Genomic DNA, 21,994 nt, shown 5'->3' with positions numbered 1-21,994 from the left:
GGGCGCGCGTTCTCCATTCATCCCCAACCAAACACGCACTTGTGATGCACTGATTGCCAGTTACCTTTACAACTAACATGTCAGCATGATACGCCTGATCTCACAAGATCGGGAGGATCGTATGAAAGAGCGTTTTGGCCTGTCGGCTGCCCTGGCAACCCCTTTTGACGCCAATGGCGAGATTGCCGTTTCGGGCGTGATCACCCAGGCCAAGCACTGCCTTTCGAATGGATGCACGAGCGTGACGCTTTTCGGCACCACGGGTGAAGGCGCCTCGATCGGCATGCAAGAACGGCAACAAGTGCTGACCGCGATGATCACGGCAGGCATCGCTCCCTCGCAGATCGTCATGGGTGTGCTTGTTGATGCCGCCGAAGACGCAGCGTCCCAGGCGGGCCAAGCCCTTGCCCAGGGTGTCCGCAGCATTCTTCTGGCGCCTCCCTCCTATTTCAAGAATGTCAGCGACGATGGGCTCTTCAAGTGGTTCGCGGCTGTCTTCACCATACTCGGCAAGCATGCGCGTGACGTCATCGTCTATAATATTCCATCGGTGACGATGGTGCCTCTCTCCGTTGCTCTGGTCGGCCGGCTGCGCGAGGCTTTTCCGGATGTCGTCGTCGGCGTCAAGGATTCCTCCGGTGACTGGCCCTATACCGAGACGCTGCTGAAGACGCATGGCGATCTCATCATCCTGATTGGCGACGAACGGCATCTGGCGCGCGGCGTGCGCCTCGGCGGACAAGGCGCGATTTCTGGTATGGCCAACCTGCTTCCGAGAGAAGTGCAGGCCATGGCGGAAAAGGGTGTCGACGACGCCAATGTCGAGCGCTTTGTCGAGGAACTGGTGCGCCATCCTGTCATCCCTTCCATCAAGGCCATCCTTGCTCGAGTGACGAATGACGAAAGCTGGCTTGCCGTGCGGCCACCTCTTGTGCCAATCAGCAGGCAAGATTGTGACAAGCTCTTTACTGACTTCGGCGCCTTGTTCCGCGCCAAGGCAGCCTAACCGAACTGTCCGGAGCCGCCGATGGATGGAACAGAACAGCCGACCTTGAGAGAGAAAGCCTATGAGAGCTTCACGCGCCATCTGCTGGCGCGCGACGTTCGGCCTGGCCAGTTCATCTCGCAAAGACGGCTTGTCGAACTGACAGGATTGACGCTTGGAGCCATCCGCGAGCTGATCCCCCGCCTGGAAGCCGAGGGGCTGATCAAGACGGTGCCGCAGCGCGGGCTCCAGATCGCCCATATCGATCTCGACCTGATCCGCGAGGCATTCCAGCTTCGCATCTTCCTGGAGAAGGAAGCCGTCGCGCTTTTTACCTATTCGGCGTCCGACGAGACGATTGCCAAGCTCATGAAGGATCATCGCGACATCGCCGATGCCATCCGTTCCGGCGACACATCGCAGGAACTCGAGCTTCACGCGCAATCCGTCGATTGGGGCATGCACGATGCCTTTATCGATGCGCTGGGAAATACCATCATTTCGAATGCCTACCGGGTCAATTCCATCAAGATGCGTCTGATCAGCCAGGACAGGTTCCGCATTAACGGACATGTCGGACCCGTCATGAGCGAGCACCTGAAAGTGCTCGAAGCAATCCAGCGTCGATCGGCAGAGGAAGCCGTTGCCGCACTCGCCTCCCACATCAACGGAGCACGGGACCGCGCATTGAAATTTTGAATAAACAAGGCCGCGAATGAGGAGATTTTCGGCCAAAGGAGGAGGAACAGCATGTCATCGTCATTGTTCAATCCAACGCGTCGCGGTTTCATGGCCGGCACGGCAGCGCTTGGCGCCGCAAGCTTGCTGGGCGTGCGCACCGCATCGGCCGCCGTCGACTGGAAGCGCTTTTCCGGCACGACGCTCGAAGTCAACCTGATCAAGAGCCCGCGCAGCGACACGCTGCTCAAATATCTGAGCGAGTTCGAGGCGCTGACGGGGATCAAGGTCAATGCCGAGGCGACCCCGGAACAGCAGCAGCGCCAGAAGACGACCATTGAACTGAGCACCGGCAAACCAAGCTTCGACGTCGTCCACCTGAGTTATCACGTCCAGAAGCGACAATTCGAAAAGGGTGGCTGGCTTGCCGATATCAGCGGCTTCCTCAAGGACCCGTCGCTGACCGATCCATCGCTGACGGAAAGCGATTTTGCCGAGGCGGGCCTGAAATTCGCCAAGGATTCCGCAGGCGTCATGCGCTCCCTGCCCTTCTCGGTGGATTACTGGATCGTCTACTGGAACAAGACCCTGTTCGAAAAGAAGGGCCTTGCTTATCCTGAGACCTTCGAGGACATGGCGAAGGCTGCCGAGGCGCTGACGGACAAGTCCACAAACACCTACGGTTTCGTCGCACGCGGCCTCAAGAACGCCAATGCGCCAGTCTGGACGACCTTCATGCTCGGCTACGGCGGGACACCGCTTTCGCCCGACGGAAAGCTGCAGACGACATCGCAGGCCGCGGTGGATGCCGCGGCTCTCTATCAGCGCCTGATGACCAAAGCGGCTCCTCCCGGCGTTTCCGGCTTTAACTGGGCGGAGGCGCAGTCGGCCTTCCTGCAGGGCAAGATCGGCATGTGGCTTGACGGCGTCGGCTTTGCGCCGCCGATCGAAAATCCGGAAAAGTCCCGCGTGGTCGGCCAGGTCGGCTATGGTGTCATACCGAAGGGACCGAGTGCACAGGCCGCGGCAACCACCGGCGATGGCATCGGTGTAACCGCCGCCAGCCAGAAGAAGGAAGCCGCCTATCTCTTCTGCCAATGGGCGATCTCCCACGATATGGGCGCACGCCTGCTGCAGGCCGGCGCCGGCGTTCCATTCCGCCAGTCCATTCTCGAGGATCAGAAGGTCCGTGAGGGCGTCAAAATGCCCGGCCCGTGGCTGGACGCCGTTGCCGGCTCCGCCAAGGTCTCGCAGCTCGCTCTGCCCGTCATCATCCCGGTCACCGAGTTCCGCGACATCTACGGCGTGGCGCTGACCAACATGATCGGCGGCGCCGACCCGGCAAGCGAACTGAAGACGGCAACGGCGCAATTCGAGCCGGTGCTGGCGCGAAGCGAGGGATAATGGCCTCCGTGAGCATCGAAGATACGAGAGCGGCGACAGTTGAGAAGAGGAGCAAGCCGAAAAGGCTTGTTCCCAACTACTGGCCTTTCGTCATTCCGGCATTGATCGTGATTGCGGCCGTCATCGTTTTCCCCTGGGTCTTCACCCTGTGGATGAGCGTGAACAAATGGACGCTCGGCCAATCGCAGAGCTTCATCGGCTGGGACAATTACGTCCGGCTGGCGACTGATCTGCGCTTCTGGGAGTCGCTCTGGCACACGGTCCTCTATACCGTGCTGTCAGTCGTCGCTCCGCTCATCTTCGGAACACTGGCGGCTTTGATCTTCGATACGAATTTTCCGCTGCGCGGCTTCCTGCGCGGCGTCTTCGTCATGCCGATGATGGCAACTCCAGTCGCGGTCGCACTCGTCTGGACGATGATGTTCCACCCGCAGCTCGGTGTGCTCAACTATCTGCTGTCGCTTGTGGGCATCGGGCCGCAGGAATGGATCTACAATCAGGTGAGCGTCATTCCCTCGCTCGTTCTGGTCGAGGTCTGGCAATGGACGCCGCTGGTCATGCTGATCGTGCTCGGCGGCCTCGCCTCAGTCCCGCGCGAACCCTATGAGAGCGCCGAAATCGACGGCGCCAACGCCTGGCAGAAATTCCGCTACCTGACACTGCCGATGATATCGCCCTTCCTGATGATCGCCGTCATCATCCGCGGCATCGACGCGATCAAGAGCTTCGACATCATCTATGCGATGACCCAGGGCGGCCCGGGAACGGCATCGGAAACCATCAACATCTATCTCTACAACACCGCCTTTGCCTATTACGACATCGGCTATGGCTCGGCCATGGCGGTGGTGTTCTTCATCGTCATCGTCGCGCTGTCCTTCATGCTGCTGATGATGCGCCAGCGGACAAAATGGACCGACGCGGAGGGGCAATGATATGAAGCGCTCGACACTCAACCGCATCGGCCTCCTCTTCGTGGCCCTGGTCATGGTCTCGCCGGTCGTCCTGTTCTTCCTCTGGATGATCTCGCTGTCGCTGAAATATGAGATCGACAACGGCGCCTATCCGCCAATCCTCATTCCGGATCGCTTCGCCTGGTCGAACTACGTCCAGGTATTCCAGGAGAACAACTTCTTCCTCTATTTCTGGAACTCCGTATTGGTGACGGGGGCTGCCACACTGCTCGCGCTCATCATCGGCGTGCCGGCTGGCTATGGCATCGCGCGGCTGAAGGCGGAGAAGTCGGCGATCGTCATCATGATCGCCCGCATGACGCCCGGCCTCTCCTTCCTCATTCCGCTGTTCCTGCTGTTCCAATGGCTCAATCTATTGGGAACGCTGTGGCCGCAGATCATCATCCATCTCGTGGTCACCGTGCCGATCGTCGTCTGGATCATGATCGGCTATTTCGAGACGACCCCGATGGAGTTGGAGGAAGCGGCAAGCATCGATGGCGCCACCCCCTGGCAGGTTTTTCGCCTCATCGCACTGCCAATCGCGCGGCCCGGCATCGTCGTCGCCTTCATCCTCTCGGTCATCTTCTCCTGGAACAACTTCGTCTTCGGCATCGTGCTTGCCAGCCGCGAGACCCGGACGCTGCCCGTTGCCGTCTACAACATGCTCTCCTTCGAGCAGGTGAGCTGGGGGCCGCTTGCGGCAGCTGCCCTGATCGTGACGCTGCCGGTGCTTGTGCTGACGATGTTCGCGCAACGGCAAATCATCGCGGGCCTGACTGCTGGAGCTGTCAAATGACATCTCTCCCCTTTGACAGGATCCCATTCCTGGCATCCGCAGACATAGGGAGCGGAAATCGGCTTTGACGTCCTCATCTGTTTTCGATCCGCCGGCAGGTTTACCCAAGCACGTCCTTTGCGTCGGGGCCGCCGTTCTCGATACGCTCTTTCGGGTCCGAACGCTGCCGTCCGGCCAGGGCAAGGTACTTCCCTACGACATGTTGCAGATCGCCGAGGGCATGGCCTCAAGTGCTGCTTACGCAGTTGCGCGCCTCGGCGGCTACGCAAGTCTTTGGGGTGCGGTTGGGAATGACGAGACCGGCAAACAAATCATTCATGAACTGGGTAGCGCCGGGATCATCACAGATGGTGTAGTGCGCGTCGAAGGCGCGCGTTCGGCTGTCGCGACCGTCCTCGTGGACGACGACGGTGAAAGATTGATCGTCCCGTTCTACGATCCGAACCTGCATCACACCGTGAAAGCCTTCACGCCAGAGGATATTGCCGCTTTTGATGCCGTGCTTGTCGATGTCCGCTGGCCGGCACTCGCGCTCAAGGTTCTGCAAGCGGCAAGAAGCATGGGCAAGCCGGCCATCCTCGACGGTGATGTGGCTCCAGACGGCATCATTGAACAGCTGGCACCCGAGGCAACTCACATCGTCTTTTCCGAACCTGCCGCACAAAGCCTCACCGGAACGGAGGATTTCTCCGAGATGGTCCGCGTATTGAAGCAAAGGTTCAGCCATTCCTTCATTTGCGTCACGGCAGGTGCGGCGGGCAGCTTCTGGTTTGACGACCACGGCAATGACATCAGGCACAGCCCGACGATCGCGATCAAGGCCGTCGACACACTGGCTGCCGGCGACATTTTCCATGGTGCCTTCGCTCTTGCCATTGCCGAGGGGAAGACCCCCGCGGACGCCATCCAGCTCTCCTCTGTAGCTGCGGCCATGAAGTGCGAGGTGTTTGGAGGGCGATCAGGAGCGCCGACGCGCGCCGATGTGATTACGCGTCTGCATTCACGCATGACACCGCACCTCCTATAGATCGCAACATTCGGTTCTTGAGACAGGGCACCGCCACCTGTTGTTTATGAAGTGACAGCGATGCACGCGTGGATTATATGAATCCCGCGACTCAAGCAGGAGAAACGCCAGATGAGAAACTTCAGCACCCACTAAGGCTGAACGGCGACGCCGAATCCGGGCTGCTCAGTCCGTTCTTCTCCCATCATATCCTCTTCAGTTTGCCCATGGAGGGCATTCATGCTTCGTCGGTTCTTTTCCTATTATGCCCGTTATAAACGGCTGTTTTTCCTCGACTTTGGCTGCGCCGTGCTCGCGGGTCTGCTCGAACTCGGCTTCCCGCTGGCGGTCAAGCTCTTCATCGATCAGTTGCTGCCGAGCCGCGACTGGGGCCTGATTTTCGGCACTGCTGCGCTGCTGCTCGTCGTCTACGCCATGAACACCGGCCTCTCGGCGATCGTCAACTACTGGGGCCATGCGCTCGGCATCTCGATCGAGTCCGATATGCGCCGCCAGGCCTTCGACCATATCCAGAAGCTGTCCTTCCGTTACTTCGACAACAACCGCACCGGCCACCTGATCACCCACGTCACCAAGGATCTCGAGGAAGTGGGCGAAATCGCCCACCACGGTCCAGAGGACCTGTTCATCGCGATCATGACCTTCATCGGCGCCTTCCTGCTGATGTTCAGCGTGCACTGGAAGCTGGCGCTGCTGACGACGACTATCGTGCCGTTCATGACCTGGCTGGTCAGCCGTTATGGCTCCAAAATGACCGTGAACTCCCGCAGCCTGTTCGGCAAGGTGGGCAACTTCAATACGCGCATGCAGGAAACCGTTGGCGGCATCCGCGTGGTCAAGGCTTTCGCCAATGAGCGATACGAAAGCCAGCTGTTTGCCAGCGACAACGAAGACTACAAGGCAACCAAACTGGATGGCTATGCCTATATGACGGCGAGCATAGCGCTCAGCTATTTCAGCACGCGCCTGGTGCAGCTCGTTGTCATGATGGCAGGAACCTGGTTCGTTATATCCGCCGAGCTGAGCTATGGCGGCTTCGTCAGCTTCCTGTTGCTGATCAACGTCTTCTTCCGCCCGATCGACAAGATTACGTCTGTCATCGAGACTTATCCCAAGGGCATTGCCGGCTTCAAACGCTTCCTCTCCTTGATCGACACCGAACCGGACCTTGCCGACAGGGCAAATGCAGTTACGGTCGAGCATCTGAAGGGTGATATCGCCTATAACAGCGTCGCCTTCGGCTACTCAGATCAGACCACGATCTTCAAGGATCTCAATCTGACGATCGCGGCCGGCGAGACGGTCGCCTTCGTCGGTGCGTCCGGCACCGGCAAAACGACCATCTGCTCTTTGCTGCCACGCTTTTACGACGTGACGGCAGGCAGCATCACCATTGACGGCATCGATATCCGCGACATGACCCAGGCCTCGCTGCGCAGCCAGATCGGCATCGTGCAGCAGGACGTCTTCCTGTTCGGCTCGACCATTCGCGAAAACATCGCCTATGGAAGGCTGGGCGCTGCCGACGAGGATATCATGAAGGCGCTGCAGCGCGCTTCGCTCGATGAATTCGTGCGCTCCCTGCCTGCCGGTCTCGATACACCGACGGGCGAGCGTGGGGTCAAGCTTTCGGGCGGGCAGAAGCAGCGTCTGGCGATTGCCCGCATCTTCCTCAAGGATCCACCGATCCTCATCCTAGATGAGGCCACCTCGGCGCTGGATACGGCAACGGAGTATGCCATCCAGCAGGCGCTTCTGGAGCTTGCGAAAGGGCGCACGACACTGGTGGTCGCCCACCGGCTGTCGACCATCCGCAATGCCGACCGCATCATCGTCATGGGCGACAATGGTATTGTCGAGCAGGGCTCACATGACGAGCTGCTTGCTCGGCGCGGAGCCTATGCCCGACTGCATAACGCCCAGTTCGGTCTGTACGCTTGATCTCAGCAAATGACCTGGAGCCGAGGCTTAACGCCTCGGCGACCGTCACGCCCAGGCAGGCCGCTTGAGACCAAGGTGGTCGCGCAGCGTCGTGCCTTCGTAGTCGCGGCGGAAGAGGCCCCGATCCTGCAGGATCGGCACGACCTCACGGGTGAAATCCTCAAGGCCGGCCGGGAAGAAGGGCGGCATGACGTTGAAACCATCAGCAGCGCCATTCTCGAACCATAGCTGCATGCGGTCAGCGATCTCTTCCGCGGTTCCAAGCACGATGTGATGGCCGCGGCCAGCCGCGACGCGCAGGGCAAGCTCGCGGATCGTCAGCTTTTCACGACGGGCAAGTTCGGTCAGAAGCTCGGCGCGGCTGCGCAGCTGGTCCGAGATCGGCAGGTCGGGCAGCGGGCCGTCGAGATCGTATTCGGCCAGGCTATGACCAATGCGTTCTTCCAGCAGCGGCATGGCGCTCTTGATGTCGGTCCAGCGGTTCAGCACGTCGAGCTTCTCGCGCGCCTCGGCTGCCGTCCTGCCGATAACGGGCAGAAAGCCCGGCATGACGGCGACATCGTCCGCACTGCGCCCGAAGCCGACGACGCGGCCCTTCAGGCTCTTATAAAACGCCTGCGCCTCGTCGAGGCTCTGCTGGGCGGTAAAGACGATATCGGCGGTACGAGCGGCAAGATCCTGGCCGGGGCCGGAGGAACCGGCCTGAATGAGGATCGGATGGCCCTGCGGCGAGCGCGGGATGTTCAGCGGTCCTTTGACCGAATAATATTTGCCGGCGTGGTCGAGCACCCGCACCTTGGCGGGATCGGCATAGACGCCGCTTTCCTTATCCTTCGGAAAAGCATCGTCGGCCCAGCTGTCCCAGAGACCGCGGACGACATCAACGAACTCTTCGGCCACCGCGTAACGCTCGTCATGCTCCGGATGGCTCTTGGAGAAATTGGCGGCCGTGCGCGCATAGGAGGTCGTGACGATGTTCCAGGCGGCGCGGCCGTGGCTCAGATGGTCGATCGAGGCGAAGGCGCGGGCCAGATGGTAAGGTTCGCCGTAGGTGGTGGAGGCAGTGGCGGCGAGGCCGATCTTCTCCGTCACCATGGCGAGAGAGGCAAGCAGCGTCAGCGGCTCGAAACGGGCGATCATCGACGGATGCGCATCGAGGGCGCTCGTCAGGCCATCGGCCAGGAACAGCATGTCGAACTTGGCGGCTTCGGCGATCTGCGCGACCCGGCGCAGGAGATCGAAATTCTCGCTGCCGGCTTCCGCCTCAGGATGACGCCAGCCGGACACATGATGACCGGCACCCTGCAGGAAAAGGCCGAGATGGATCTTGCGTGTCGTGCTCATGGATAGATGCCTTGCGTTTCTTGGAAGAAGATCAATTCGGACGGTGAGCCAAAAGCGCGATGAGGCGATGAAGATCGTCCTCGCTGCGCATGGTCCTCACCAGTTCGGGAATGGCCGATACGGACGGGTGATTGCCCGTCGCATCGTGGAATTTTTCGGTCGGATCGTTCAAACCGGGCAGGCCTTTGAAGTCGCGGACCAGCCGGCTTCCGTCCTTGAGCGTCACTTCGGCAATGACGAAGCGCGTCTTCGGATCGTTCGACATGCGCGGGGCCGTCTCATCGTGCCAGCGGCGAACGCGCCCGGCGATCTCAATCAGATCGTCGCGCACCGGCGTCTCGCCGAAATGGCTGATCTTCAGCGCACCATCGACCAACGCGGTGGCGAAGACATATTCGGCGCTGAAGCGAGCGTCGATACCGGTCGTGGGGCTTGTCACGACCAGCGCGGCGTCACCACCCGGCGGGAAGGTGATGACCACCTCGTCGATCGTTTCGGCATTCAGCCCTTCGCCATGTAGCTGAAGGCCGATCATGCCGACCGGATGGCTGGCCGTGCAGCATGGAAACGCCTTGAGCGTCAGCCCCGGAGCGACTATCTGCCAGGGAGCGCCCCAACCTTCCACCGCCGCCTGCGGCCGCTGTTCGCCAAACGCAAAGGCCGAAAAGAAGCCGAGCGGATTGTCGAGAAAATCCCTGGCGCCGCCAAAGCCGGCCCCGGCGAGCTTGGCAGACAGCAGGCCGGAGCGAGCCGCCATGCCGGCGTGATAGGGCTTGGCATCGTGGCCGAACTGCAGGCGCAAGCCGCTCGAATGCGTGGCGGCAAGACCCAGCGCCGTCGCAGTCTCTTCGACCGAGTAGCGCGCACATGCCGCGACAGCGGCGGCAGCGGCGATGGTGCCGAGCGTCGCAGTCGCGTGAAAGCCGTTCTCGTAGTGGCGCATGCCGATCGCAAGGCCGAGACGCGCCATGGCCTCGAGACCGACGATATAACCGGCGATCAGCCGATCAGCAGACAGCCGCTCTTCCGATGCCAGTGCGAGCAGCACGGGCACGATCACCGTCGTCGGATGACCGCGCACGCTCGCATGCACATCGTCATAATCAAGCACATGGCCGGCATGGGCATTGACCAGAGCGGCGGTCAGCGCATCGGTGCGACGTCCTCCCTGCCCGATAATCACGGCCTCACCCGCACCCGCCGGCAGCTGCTCCAGCAGGATGCGTGTCGTGCGATCATCAGCGCCGCCAAAGGCGCAGGCGAGCCAATCGACGATCGCCTTGCGCGCGCCGGCGACGGCTGCCTCATCCTTCAACGGTTCGGCGGAGACGATGGCCTCGGCAAAGGCGGTGGTCAGGGGAAAGGTCTTTTCCATCATCGATCCCTTCAGATGCCTTCCCCGTCTTCAAGCGAGTTGCGGCCGCCGGCAAGTCCGTTGACGAAACGGCGGATACGGGCGTTCGTCGACTTCTGGAAGATATCCTCGGGCGCCCCCTGGTCAACGATAAGGCCATTCTCGGTGAAGACCACGACATCGCTGATTTCTTCGGCAAAGCGCATTTCGTGCGTCACCAGAATACTGGTCATGCCTTCCTTGACGAGATCGCGGATGACGGCAAGCACCTCGCCGACGGTTTCGGGATCGAGCGCCGAAGTCACCTCGTCGAACAGCACAAGATCGGGCCGCATCGCCAGCGCCCGGGCGATCGCCACACGCTGCTGCTGGCCGCCGGAAAGCTGTCCAGGATAGACGCCCGCCTTCTCGGACAGGCGTACCTGCGCCAGCAGATCGCGGGCGTGCCGTTCGGCCTCGGTCTTGTTGACGCCGAGAATTCGTGTCGGCGCCAGCGTGATATTGTCGAGCACGGACAGGTGCGGAAAGAGATTATACTGCTGGAAGACGATGCCAATCTTCTGCCTGAGCTTGATACGCTCGGCCTCGCTGCGCATCTGGTCGACGCGCGCGCCGTTGACGTGATGCGCCCGGTCTGCGGCGCAACCAGCGCATTGATGCAGCGCAGGATCGTCGACTTGCCGGAGCCGGACGGGCCGATGATCGAAACGGTCTGGCCGCGCGCAACCGTCAGATCGATGCCCTTCAGGACCTCGGTCGATCCAAAGGCGAGATGCACGTCGGCCAGTTCGACGATCGGATTGATCTGAGCTTGGCTCATGCCGGCTCCTTTAAGCTTTGAAGCGGCGCTCGAGGCGGCGCGTCAGGCTGGAAATGGGATAGCAGAGGGCGAAGAACGCCGCCATCACGACGAGATAGGCAAGCACGGTGAAATCGAGGCGGCGCACGGCGGTGCTGGCATCGGTCGCCGCATGCAGCAATTCGTGAACGCCGACCAGCGAAGCGAGCGCGCTTGCCATGGTGATCGAGGCGAACAGGTTCATCCAGGGCGGCAGCGAGCGGCGGGCGCATTGCGGCAGGATGACCCAACGCAGCGCCTGCATCCGGGAGAAACCGAGCCCTTTCGACGCCTCCCATTGCGTTGTCGGGATCGACTGGATGGCGCCGCGCGTGATCTCGGCGACATAGGCGCTGGCCGGAATGGCAAGGCCAATCACGGCCTTCACCCAATCGGGAAAGGGCAGATAGTGGCCGAAGACGACGATTTCGAAGGGGAAAATATAGGTTGTGGCGAAGATCAGCACGAGATGCGGAGCATTGCGGAAAATCTGGACATAGGCAACGACCGGATAGCGGACGATCTTCAGCGGCGTCAGCTCGAGAATGCCGAGCGCCACGCCGACCAATGTACCGCCTGCCATGGCGAGCAGGCTGATGAGGATATTCATCAGGAAGCCGCTGCCGAGATAGGGCAGCCATTCGATCAGCACGTGCAGCAGCGAGAGATCGGCGAGAAGCCAGACGACAGCCGCCGCGACCAGAGCGCCAAACGCCCAGGGTAACCAGTTGCTCGAAGAAGCGGGTGAGAGTTTTGCGACGCTCATGTGCCGACCCCGAAGCCCGGCACGGCGAGCCGCTTCTCGATCCAGCGCCCGATCCTCGCCACAGCAAGATTGATGGCGCTGAAGAACAGCAGAATGACGATCATCAGCTCGACGACATTATCGCGCTGCGTCCAGACCATGATCGAGGCATAGGTGATCTCGCTGACCGCGATCGCATTGCCGACGGTAGTCAGCTTCACCAGATTGATCATGTTGTTGACAATCGCCGGCAAAGACGCCCTGATGGCAAGGGGTATGGCCACGAAGCGCAGGATTTGCAGGCGGGTAAAACCGATCGCACGGGCCGCCTCGACAGTCTGTTCCGGCACAGCCTCGATGCCGGCGCGAAGCGCATCGGCATGGAGCGCGGCCACATGCAGCCCAACGACGGCAATCACCCAGAAGAACGGCGTCAAGGGATTATGCTGCGCACCGCCAAGACCGTTGGAAACGAGCGTATTCAGCACGAGAAAGCTGAACATCAGCTGCACCAGTGTCGGCGTATTGCGGGTCACTTCGATGAAGGCCCTGACCGGCGCGGACAGGGCCTTGCGGCCGGATGTCAGCATGGCGGCGAACAGCAGGCCGAAAATCAGGCTGACCGGAATGAGGATCACAATCAGATAAAGCGTGGTGATGAAACCACCACGCCAGATCTGCGATTCATAGCCGCTGGCCAGGAACTCGTAGTGGAGCCCGATTTTGCCAGTCCAGTCGATGAAGGTCTGAAGAATCGAATTCCCCATGCAATCGGCTCCTCAAGCGACCGACAAGGTCACTTGCCCTCGAGCTTCTTGTGTTCTTCTTCCAGGAAGGTCGTGTTGAGCAGGCGGTTCGCCTTGGCGTATTCGAGGAGCTTGCCATTGGCATGCAGCTCAAGAATGGCCTTGTCGAGCGCATCGCGCGTGTCGCCATCGCCCTTGCGTAGCCAGATCACCGAATCCGAGGGAACGAGTTCGGTGGGGAACAGGATCTTGTAATCCTTCCAGTCTTCCGGACGATCCTGAAGAAGGAGGCCGACGGTCGCGCCGACATGCACGGCAGCGACGCAATTGCCGCCCTGCAGTGCCAGAAGCGATTCCGGCTGGCTCGGGAGCGCCTTCACTTCGGCACCATATTGTTCGATCAGCGGCTGCGTGTAGTTCGAGCCCTGGGAGACGCAAACCGGCTTGCCCTTGAGGTCGCTCCAGTCGTTCAGGCCGCTATCCTTGCGGCCGACAGCGGCGCCACCGCTGCGGTCATAAGGCGTCGGCACGTAATCGAGGATCTTCGCGCGCTCTTCGGTGTACTGCATGTTGGCGATCAGGATATCGACCTTGCCCTGCTGCAGGAACTGCACCCGGTTCGGCGGTGTTACCGTCACCGTTTCCAGCTTGACGCCGAGCTTGTCGGCCAGCGCCTTGGCGATGTCGAGATTATAGCCCTTCTGCTCCTGGCTTGCCGGATCGATATAGCCGAAAGGCGCACCTGACAGGATGACACCGACCGTTAGCGCACCGCGACCCTTGATGCGATCGAGCGTCGCGTCAGCATGCGCGATCGTGGTAAAAAGCGCGCCGCAGGAAAGCGCAGCGGCAAAAATGGCAGCAGATGTTCGCCTGGCAAAATTCATGGGTGTCGGACTCCTTGTCTGCGCGGAACCTAGAGAGGGCGCGTGCGCCGCGCGAGGAATCCCATGCTATTTACTTCGGTATTGGCGCAAGGATTATCCATATAAACGATAGATTTTAACATGCTATATCTGCTGTCAGGCCCGCCTCCTTATCGGCAGCCAATGCGATCATTGAAAATCAAACACACTGAGGCCCGCTGCCATCTCGTCGAGACCAAGCGGGCGCGTCACCGGCGGCTCCGCCCTCGCCAGACAACCCTGACGCTCGCACAGCCGACAGGCCGGACCGATCGCCACCGGTGCTGAACCGGTCACACGTCCGTAGGTGACTTCCTCGCGATGCGCAATATCGCAGCCGATGAGAAGCGCCGTACGGCGCACCCTTTCACCAAAGTCCGCCCGAGGACCTTCGACGCTGCGCGATATCGTCAGAAAACCCGCCCCATCGGGCATTTCCGCTGCTTCGACCAGTATCTGCCCCGGTTGGGCGAAGGCGGAGTGAATATTGAGTTTGGGACAGCCTCCGCCGAAGCGGGCTTGCGGGAAGCCCTGCGCTCCTGCTTTGCGCAGGCGATGGCCGGCGCTATCGATTTCCATCAGGAAAAAGCCGATGCCCGAGGCGCCGGGACGCTGCAAGGTCGTCAAGCGCGTGGCAGCCTGCTCATAGGAAACGCCGAAACGGGCGCTGAGCCCGTCAATATCGTAATGCAGGCGCTGGGCGACTGAAAGATAGGCGCCATAGGGCATCAGCAGAGCATGCGAAGCATAGCGCGCCAGCTCGAAGCGAGCGATGCGCTTGGCTTCCGGCGTCGAGAGGGCGAGGGCATCCAACTCGGCGGCAATCTCATCGCGCATCACAAGCAGCGAGACTTCGGTCGCGATCTCCCGAAGCTGATCGAAGGGCGACAAGCGTTCCGAAAGGAAGAGGCGCATGGAATGGCGGTCGTAGCGCCGGCGCAGACCCGGCATGGCACGCACCGGCAGCAGGCGCACGGCAATGCCATGCTCGCTTTTCAGCCATGCTTTCAGGGCGCTCGCCATATCATCGCCGGGTGCGAGGTGGGCGTGAAAGGCTTCTGCGGCATCCTCGATACGAGCAAAGAAATTCGCCCTGCCCTGCAGCCGATCGTGGACCTCGTCCAGAGGTAAGCGCGGGCCGGCCACATCAGCAACCCGCCCCTCGCGGCCAAGAAGTTCGGCGAGATCGGATAGCCGCGCCGCCTGTTCGCGATAGGCTCGGTAAAGCCGGATCATGCCATTCGCGGCATTGGGCGCGATTTCGGCAAGCTCGATCAGCTCCTGATCGGCGGGGATTTCGCCGAACAGTAGCGGATCGGCAAAGATCTCGCGCAACTGCCCGGCATTACCGCTCTGTTCACCCTGCAGTTCATCAAGGTCGATCTTGTAGACCGACGACAGCTTCAACAGCAGCTGAACGGTCAGCGGCCGTTGGTTGCGTTCGATGAGATTGAGATAGGACGGCGAAATCTCAAGGGCTTGCGCCATGGTCGTCTGCGTCAGACCAAGCCCCATACGAACGCGTCGAACCCGAGGGCCTGCAAAGATCTTGCGCTCAGCCATTTGTCATTCCTTTTACAAGAATCGTCCAAAGTTGAGATTTACAATATTTACAAATTTACCGAAGATTGCCGTCAACGATAGCACATCATAACCCTTTTATCTAATGGTCTCTTTTGGTTTTTCTGGCCTTTCGCGCGCATTCTTGTAAATCTAGTCATGCATCCCACAATGATCAAACGGCGGATAGAAGAGCATCAGGAGATTGTCATGACAGATTTTTACAAACTGATCCCAGGCGCGCCAAGCGGGCGTTTCGATGGTGTCGAGCGCCCCTATACCGCCGAGGATGTGAAGCGGCTGCGTGGATCAATCACCATTCGCCACTCGCTCGCCGAGATGGGTGCGAACCGGCTTTGGCAGCTCATTCACGAAGAGGATTTCGTCAACGCGCTCGGCGCGCTCTCAGGCAATCAGGCCATGCAGATGGTCCGTGCCGGGCTGAAGGCGATCTATCTCTCGGGCTGGCAGGTCGCAGCGGACGCCAACACCGCCTCGGCCATGTATCCCGACCAGTCCCTCTACCCCGCCAACGCGGGCCCTGAACTGGCAAAGCGCATCAATCGCACCCTGCAGCGGGCCGATCAGATAGAGACTGCCGAGGGCAAGGGCCTTTCGGTCGACACATGGTTCGCGCCGATCGTTGCCGATGCCGAAGCTGGCTTCGGCGGCCCCCTCAACGCCTTCGAGATCATGAAGGCCTATATCGAGGCCGGTGCCGCGGGCGTCCATTTCGAGGATCAGCTCGCTTCGGAGAAGAAGTGCGGCCATCTCGGCGGCAAGGTTCTCATCCCGACGGCTGCCCATATCCGCAATCTCGACGCCGCGCGTCTCGCGGCCGACGTCATGGGTGTGCCGACATTGGTCGTCGCCCGCACGGACGCGGAGGCTGCCAAGCTTCTGACCTCCGATATCGACGAGCGCGACCAGCCCTTCGTCGATTATGATGCAGGCCGTACGGTCGAGGGCTTCTACCAGGTCCGAAACGGTATCGATCCGTGCATCGCCCGCGCCGTGGCTTACGCGCCGCATTGCGACCTCATCTGGTGCGAGACGTCGAAGCCGGATCTCGAGCAGGCGCGCCGGTTTGCAGAAGGGGTGCATCGCGTTCATCCCGGCAAGCTGCTTGCCTATAATTGCTCGCCGTCCTTCAACTGGAAGAAAAATCTCGATGACGCGACAATCGCCAAGTTCCAACGCGAGCTGGGCGCGATGGGCTACAAGTTCCAGTTCATCACGCTTGCCGGCTTCCATCAGCTGAACTTCGGCATGTTCGAACTTGCTCGCGGCTACAAGGCCCGCCAGATGGCCGCCTATTCCGAATTGCAAGAAGCCGAATTTGCCGCAGAAGCCAACGGCTATACCGCCACCAAGCACCAGCGCGAGGTCGGCACCGGCTATTTCGACGCCGTGTCGCTGGCGATCACCGGCGGCCAGTCTTCCACCACGGCCATGCATGGCTCGACCGAGCACGCGCAGTTCAAGCCGGCAGCAGAGTAACACTCAATTCAACAGGAGGAGAATAACATGCCATCGATAGCACGCGTTCGCGAGAGAGCCGAGGAGCAATCTCTCACCATGAACACCGACCAGCAGGCCGTCATCCGTATGCTGGCGAATGAACTGCACCGCCTCAACCAGGCCGTCATGAATGCGGTCGAAGCTGGCGTCTCCGTCGAGCTCGTCCGCTCTTCCCGCCACCACGGTGGCGACGGCAATTGGGGCGATTTGCTGATCCCCGTCGTTGTCACCAATGCGGCGCGGCCGGCCTGACGATTGCACTCTCCAGTCAAACTTCGGGCCGCGCCGTCAATCGACGAGCGGCCCGCTTTTATGACTTCACGACACGAAGTGAGATCAGGATGGAGTGTCGCGTGAAAAATCGGAGAACGCCTGCGCGATGACCTCGGCACCAGCGCCGGACGCGACGAGGGCTGCCAGCAGGATTCTTGCCTGCCCGGGCCGCAGCGTCGAGGAATGAACTGCGCCGGCATCGGCGAGATCATGTCCGCCGCCACCGCCGCCATAGCTCGAAACGAGCAGTCCGTCCGGCACCCGGCTCGACACCACGACAGGCACGCCGACACCGGCACAGCGCCTGACCGCTTCGACCAGACGCGGATTGGCATTGCCCGAGCCGAGAGCGGCGAGAACGATGCCATGAGCGTCGGCTCTGAGACTGGCATCCACATGCACCGAGTCGCAACCCGGATAGATCGCCACAACGTCGACACGCACGCTATCGAGCGCTGCGGCAAGGCGCGGGCTCTGCGGATTTTCAAGCGGGCGTGATTGCCGGAAGGCATCGGCAACATCCGAAGACTGCTTGTAGAGCCCCCATGCAGGCAAAAGCCGACCGCCAAAACAGACAAGCACGCCCCGACCTGCATTCTCGGGATCTGTTGCGGCAATGACCGCGGCTGCAAGATTGGCAGGCCCATCAGCCTTCGGGTGATCCGCGGTGAATTGCGCGCCGGTGAACAGCACGGGCTTGGTCAGTTCATGCTGCAGATGGACGAGCAGCGCCGTCTCCTCCATGGCATCCGTGCCATGCAGAACGACAATGCCGCTCACGTCGGCATCCTGCAGAAGCTCGCCAATCTTGTCGCTGATCCGCTGCATATCCGTGAGGGTCAGGCTCGCGGAATCCTTTGCCATCAGTTCGATGGGCCGCAATGCGACCGGCATTTCGGGAAGAAGAGACAGCAGGCTCTTCCCCGACAGCGACGGCGTACTCGCGCCGTTATCGGCGCGCTCGCTCGCAATGGTTCCGCCGGTGGCGATGACTGCCACCAGCGGATTGATCTTTCCGGCCGTCAAGATTGGCCTCGCTCGGCGGCCAGCCGATGGATGCGGTCACGCAGCAGATACCAGCCGATCACCAAAGCCGGCACGATCAGGATCAGTGAGGCGATCGTCCATGTCCCAACCGGATAATCCAATGCCATCAGCACCAACACGGCAAACAGGAACAACAGCGTCAAAAGGCCGGTATAGGGCGCGCCGAACATGCGGAAATCCGGCCGCGCCATCTCGCCGCGCTTCGACAGCTTCCAGAGCTTCAGCTGGCAGAGCACAATGACGGCCCAAGCCGAGATGATACCCAGGGCCGAGAGGTTCAACGCGATCTCGAAGGCGGACGAAGGAACAACGGCGTTCAGCGCCACACCGATGACGGTGACGGCGGCGGTAACCGCAATGCCGCCATAGGGCACGCCGGCCTTGTTCATCTTCGCAAGCGCTGCAGGCGCCGAGCCGGAAACTGCCATAGAGTGCAGGATGCGACCGGTGGAGTAAAGGCCGGCATTCAGCGAGGACAGCACGGCGGTCAGCACCACGAGGTTCATGATGATGTCTGCCCCCTCGATGCCGACGGCGCCGAAGAAGGTGACAAACGGGCTCTCGCCGGACTTGTAGGCGGTGTAGGGCAGAAGCAGCGACAGAAGCAGGACGGAGCCGACATAGAAGATCAGAAGACGGGCGACCACCGTGCGGATCGCACGCGGCATGACCTTGCGCGGATCTTCGGTCTCGCCCGCTGTCGTGCCGATCAGCTCGATCGACGCATAGGCAAAGACCACGCCCTGTATGATGACAAAGGCGGGCAGGATGCCATTGGGGAAAAAGCCGCCGCTATCGCTGATGATGCTGAAACCAGCCGAATGACCTGCAACCGGGGTGCCGGAGACGACGAAATAGATGCCGATGACCAGGAAGCTGACAAGCGCCAGCACCTTGACCAGGCTGAACCAGAATTCAAGTTCGCCAAAGACCTTGACCGACAGAAGGTTCATACCGAGCACGATCACCAAAGCAATCAGCGCGAAGACCCACTGGTCGATGCCGGCAAGCCACGGAACATAGTGCTTGAAGAAATTCATGTAGAGCGCAACGGCCGTGACATCGGCAACCGAGGTCATGGCCCAGTTCAGCCAATACATCCAGCCAACGGCGAAGGCCATTTTTTCGCCGTAGAACTCACGGGCATAGGAGACGAAGGAGCCGGAGCTTGGGCGATGCATGATCAATTCGCCAAGCGCACGCAGCACCAGAAAGGCGAAGAAGCCGCAGATCGCATAAACGAAGATCAGGGCCGGGCCTGCCGCTGCGAGCCGACCGCCTGCGCCGAGGAAAAGACCGGTGCCGATAGCGCCGCCAATGGCGATCATCTGGATCTGCCGCGGCTTCAGCGCCTTGTGGTAGCCAAGATCTTCATTGGCCGGCGGCCGGCGGTCCGCCGGGATATTCTCAGTGGTTTCGACTGACATTGCTCCTCCCTTGAGCCGTTGTCTGTGGGCGGGTCCCGGGGTGCTCCATTCGCACCCGCCTGGATGCCTTCCGCTTCGATCGAACCATCGATCAAGACTTATGATTGGCGGCGATCCTGTAATGCTGTATGACAGATTTTTTCCTCTTAGTAATAGAACCACTGCGATGTCAAGCCGGCCATGAGCTTATTGACGCGCTTGGGCGTAGCGGATAACAGATTCATAAATCTGTCTTACAGCTTGACAGATATGACGAGCCGGACCTTAGGAGGATAATGTGGTCGCGACGCGAAGTGAGTATGATCTGCTGGGCACGAAGGATATTCCGGCCGAGGTTTATTGGGGGGTGCACACCGCACGCGCCGTGGAAAACTTCCAGGTGACCGGCACGCCGATCGGGCGTTACACGCATCTGATCCGCGGCCTCGCCTTCGTCAAGGAAGCCGCCGCCCTTGCCAACCATGAGCTTGGCCTGCTCGACAAGCAAAAGCTCGATGCCATCGTGCGCGCCTGCCGCGAAATTCGCGCCGGCGAGCTTCACGAGCAATTCGTCGTCGATGTCATCCAAGGCGGCGCCGGCACCTCGACCAACATGAACGCCAACGAGGTCATCGCCAATCGGGCGCTTGAGTTGCTCGGCTACACCAAGGGCGACTATGCCCATCTGCACCCGAACGATCACGTCAATCTCAGCCAGTCCACCAATGACGCCTATCCGACAGCCGTCAATGTCGCGCTGATCGAAGCGATCGACGGGCTGGCCTCGGCAATGGAGATCCTGCAGGAGGCTTTCGCGCGCAAGGCGAGGGAATTCGACAGCATTCTCAAGGTCGGGCGCACGCAGCTACAGGACGCCGTGCCGATGACCCTCGGCCAGGAATTCCGGACCTTTGCCGTGATGCTCGGCGAAGACCGCTCACGCCTCATCGAATCCACAGCTCTGCTGCATGAAATCAATCTCGGCGCGACCGCCATCGGCACCGGCCTCAATGCGCCGGTCGGCTATGCGGCACTCGCCTGCAGCCATCTTGCCCGCTTGACCGGCCGGCCACTCGTGACCGCAAGTGACCTGATCGAAGCCACGCAGGATCCCGGCGCCTTCGTGCATCTCTCCGGCGTGCTGAAGCGTGTCGCGGTCAAATTGTCGAAGACCTGCAACGACTTGCGTCTGCTCTCTTCCGGCCCACGGGCCGGCATCGGCGAGATCAACCTGCCGGCGATGCAGGCCGGATCGAGCATCATGCCGGGCAAGGTCAATCCGGTGATCCCGGAAATGGTCAACCAGGTCGCCTTCTCGGTGATCGGCAACGACATCACCGTGACCATGGCCGCGGAAGCAGGACAGCTGCAGCTCAACGCGTTCGAACCGATCATCGTGCGCTCATTGTCGGAAAGCATCACGCATTTGACGGCGGCCTGCCATATCCTTGCCGAACGTTGCGTCGACGGCATCACCGCCAACCCGGCCATCATGGCGCAGCGCCTGCAGGAATCGATCGGCCTTGCGACCGCGCTCAATCCGCTCATCGGCTATCAGGCGGCGACACAGGTCGCTCGCGAGGCGTTGGCAACCGGCCGTACCGTGCCGGAAATCGTGCTGGAGCATGGGCATCTGACCGCAGAGCAGCTTTTCGAAGCGCTCCGGCCGGAGCGGCTCGCCAACCTGCCCGCGGCCATCAACGGTGCGGCGGATCCTCACCTATGATGGTGGTCACCACCTGCTTGACTTGACCAAGATGGGTCTCCATCGCGGCGATGGCCCCTTGCTCCGAACCCGCCACGATCGCCTCGGCGATCTGGCGGTGCTCGACATTCGAGGCGACACGTCGTTGCGCCATCATGTTGACGAGCTCCGACTGCTGCATCAGCGCGTCGCGGGCATCCGTGACGATCTTGGTGAAGACGGCGTTTCCGGAGGCTTCCGCGATCATGCTGTGGAATTCGGAGTCGAGTTGCACCCACTTGTGAGGGTCTTCCTGGACGTCCATCTCGTCGCATAGTTCCAGCAATCGTGCCAGTTGAGCATCCGTGCGCCGCAACGCTGCCCAGCCGGCGGCCGGCACCTCGATGAAAGGCCGCGCCTCGATGAGATCGCGCGCCGAATAGCGGCCATAGTGCAATTCAGCGCTGGGTGCCGACGTGACCACGAAAGTGCCGCTGCCCGTGCGCGTCTGCGTAAGCCCCAAGGTCTGTAGCGAGCGCAGCGCTTCGCGGACGATGGGGCGGCTCACGCCATAGCGGCTCGCAAGCTGAGCCTCGGAGGGCAGCCGTGTTCCCACAGCCAACCGTCCCGATGTAATTGCCGAACGAATATCTTCGAACACCGCCTCAGCGGCGTTCTTCCGACTGATCGGACTTGTAAAAGATAACCAATCAGTCACTTCACCCATGACACTCAACCTTCATAAACATTCGATGCTTGTCAAGGATCGCGGCTGGAACTGCCG

At 60.8% G+C, this 21,994-nt stretch carries 19 protein-coding genes and 1 pseudogene; 10 read left to right on the top strand and 10 right to left on the bottom strand.

Annotated features, from left to right (window positions below; genetic code table 11):
- Positions 1–121 precede the first annotated feature (121 nt).
- The 7 genes from BSK43_RS26960 (at position 122) to BSK43_RS26930 (ending at position 7,787) form a co-directional block, all read left to right on the top strand.
- A complete protein-coding gene (locus BSK43_RS26960) occupies positions 122–1,006 on the top strand; it encodes a dihydrodipicolinate synthase family protein (protein WP_077467842.1) in 885 nt (294 codons plus the stop codon).
- Between the two features lie 21 nt (positions 1,007–1,027).
- Positions 1,028–1,684: a GntR family transcriptional regulator gene (locus BSK43_RS26955; RefSeq protein WP_068393646.1), complete on the top strand. Its 657-nt coding sequence runs from the start codon at positions 1,028–1,030 to the stop codon at positions 1,682–1,684.
- A gap of 51 nt (positions 1,685–1,735) precedes the next feature.
- Positions 1,736–3,067, top strand: a complete 1,332-nt coding sequence (locus tag BSK43_RS26950; protein ID WP_077467841.1) for a sugar ABC transporter substrate-binding protein — start codon at positions 1,736–1,738, stop codon at positions 3,065–3,067.
- Complete coding sequence (locus BSK43_RS26945) at positions 3,067–4,002, top strand: sugar ABC transporter permease (RefSeq protein WP_077467840.1); 936 nt, start codon at positions 3,067–3,069, stop codon at positions 4,000–4,002. Before BSK43_RS26950 ends, BSK43_RS26945 begins: the two co-directional genes overlap by 1 nt.
- Position 4,003: 1 nt before the next feature.
- Positions 4,004–4,819: a carbohydrate ABC transporter permease gene (locus tag BSK43_RS26940; protein ID WP_037192174.1), complete on the top strand. Its 816-nt coding sequence runs from the start codon at positions 4,004–4,006 to the stop codon at positions 4,817–4,819.
- Positions 4,820–4,883: 64 nt separating this feature from the next.
- The gene (locus tag BSK43_RS26935) at positions 4,884–5,846 is read left to right on the top strand and encodes a sugar kinase (RefSeq protein ID WP_077467839.1); all 963 of its coding nucleotides are present in this window, start codon (positions 4,884–4,886) and stop codon (positions 5,844–5,846) included.
- A gap of 219 nt (positions 5,847–6,065) precedes the next feature.
- Positions 6,066–7,787 carry an ABC transporter ATP-binding protein gene (locus BSK43_RS26930; protein ID WP_077467838.1) on the top strand — a complete coding sequence of 574 codons (1,722 nt, stop codon included), beginning with the start codon at positions 6,066–6,068 and terminating at the stop codon, positions 7,785–7,787.
- A 45-nt stretch (positions 7,788–7,832) separates the two neighbouring features.
- Here BSK43_RS26930 and BSK43_RS26925 read toward each other — a convergent pair whose 3' ends face one another.
- From BSK43_RS26925 to BSK43_RS26895, 7 genes and pseudogenes are all read right to left on the bottom strand, one after another.
- Positions 7,833–9,131, bottom strand: a complete 1,299-nt coding sequence (locus BSK43_RS26925; RefSeq protein WP_077467837.1) for an LLM class flavin-dependent oxidoreductase — start codon at positions 9,129–9,131, stop codon at positions 7,833–7,835.
- A 31-nt stretch (positions 9,132–9,162) separates the two neighbouring features.
- Positions 9,163–10,506 carry an MmgE/PrpD family protein gene (locus BSK43_RS26920; protein WP_136687451.1) on the bottom strand — a complete coding sequence of 448 codons (1,344 nt, stop codon included), beginning with the start codon at positions 10,504–10,506 and terminating at the stop codon, positions 9,163–9,165.
- An 11-nt stretch (positions 10,507–10,517) separates the two neighbouring features.
- Positions 10,518–11,305: pseudogene (locus BSK43_RS26915) on the bottom strand (amino acid ABC transporter ATP-binding protein).
- 10 nt (positions 11,306–11,315) lie between these two features.
- Positions 11,316–12,089, bottom strand: coding sequence for an amino acid ABC transporter permease (locus tag BSK43_RS26910; protein WP_077467836.1), 774 nt, complete (start codon positions 12,087–12,089; stop codon positions 11,316–11,318).
- A complete protein-coding gene (locus BSK43_RS26905; protein ID WP_077467835.1) occupies positions 12,086–12,835 on the bottom strand; it encodes an amino acid ABC transporter permease in 750 nt (249 codons plus the stop codon). The genes BSK43_RS26910 and BSK43_RS26905 overlap by 4 nt, the downstream gene beginning before the upstream one ends.
- Positions 12,836–12,864: 29 nt before the next feature.
- On the bottom strand, positions 12,865–13,701 hold the full coding sequence (locus BSK43_RS26900) for a transporter substrate-binding domain-containing protein (protein ID WP_077467834.1): 837 nt from the start codon (positions 13,699–13,701) through the stop codon (positions 12,865–12,867).
- Positions 13,702–13,869: 168 nt separating this feature from the next.
- Entirely contained in the window at positions 13,870–15,282 is a 1,413-nt protein-coding gene (locus BSK43_RS26895; protein WP_077467833.1) for an XRE family transcriptional regulator, read from the bottom strand.
- Positions 15,283–15,489: 207 nt separating this feature from the next.
- Between BSK43_RS26895 and aceA the strand changes: the two genes are divergently transcribed.
- Together aceA and BSK43_RS26885 are read left to right on the top strand one after the other, a co-directional pair.
- Complete coding sequence (gene aceA / locus BSK43_RS26890) at positions 15,490–16,779, top strand: isocitrate lyase (protein WP_068394078.1); 1,290 nt, start codon at positions 15,490–15,492, stop codon at positions 16,777–16,779.
- 27 nt (positions 16,780–16,806) lie between these two features.
- Positions 16,807–17,052, top strand: a complete 246-nt coding sequence (locus tag BSK43_RS26885) for a hypothetical protein (RefSeq protein WP_068393668.1) — start codon at positions 16,807–16,809, stop codon at positions 17,050–17,052.
- 84 nt (positions 17,053–17,136) lie between these two features.
- On the opposite strand, the gene BSK43_RS26880 is transcribed toward BSK43_RS26885, so the two are convergent.
- Together BSK43_RS26880 and BSK43_RS26875 are read right to left on the bottom strand one after the other, a co-directional pair.
- A complete protein-coding gene (locus BSK43_RS26880; RefSeq protein ID WP_077467832.1) occupies positions 17,137–18,099 on the bottom strand; it encodes an asparaginase domain-containing protein in 963 nt (320 codons plus the stop codon).
- Positions 18,096–19,547: an amino acid permease gene (locus tag BSK43_RS26875; RefSeq protein ID WP_068393672.1), complete on the bottom strand. Its 1,452-nt coding sequence runs from the start codon at positions 19,545–19,547 to the stop codon at positions 18,096–18,098. Before BSK43_RS26875 ends, BSK43_RS26880 begins: the two co-directional genes overlap by 4 nt.
- 277 nt (positions 19,548–19,824) lie before the next feature.
- On the opposite strand from BSK43_RS26875, the gene BSK43_RS26870 reads away from it, so the two are divergent.
- Positions 19,825–21,252: an aspartate ammonia-lyase gene (locus tag BSK43_RS26870; RefSeq protein WP_077467831.1), complete on the top strand. Its 1,428-nt coding sequence runs from the start codon at positions 19,825–19,827 to the stop codon at positions 21,250–21,252.
- Here BSK43_RS26870 and BSK43_RS26865 read toward each other — a convergent pair.
- A complete protein-coding gene (locus tag BSK43_RS26865) occupies positions 21,224–21,937 on the bottom strand; it encodes a FadR/GntR family transcriptional regulator (RefSeq protein ID WP_077467830.1) in 714 nt (237 codons plus the stop codon). The two genes, BSK43_RS26870 and BSK43_RS26865, sit on opposite strands and share 29 nt — an antisense overlap.
- Between the last annotated feature and the right edge of the window lie 57 nt (positions 21,938–21,994).

Origin of the sequence: Rhizobium sp. P44RR-XXIV, from assembly GCF_001999485.2 — a bacterium.
In the GTDB taxonomy this organism is placed as follows: Bacteria; Pseudomonadota; Alphaproteobacteria; order Rhizobiales; family Rhizobiaceae; genus Rhizobium.
This window is presented reverse-complemented; position numbering and strand designations above follow the sequence as displayed.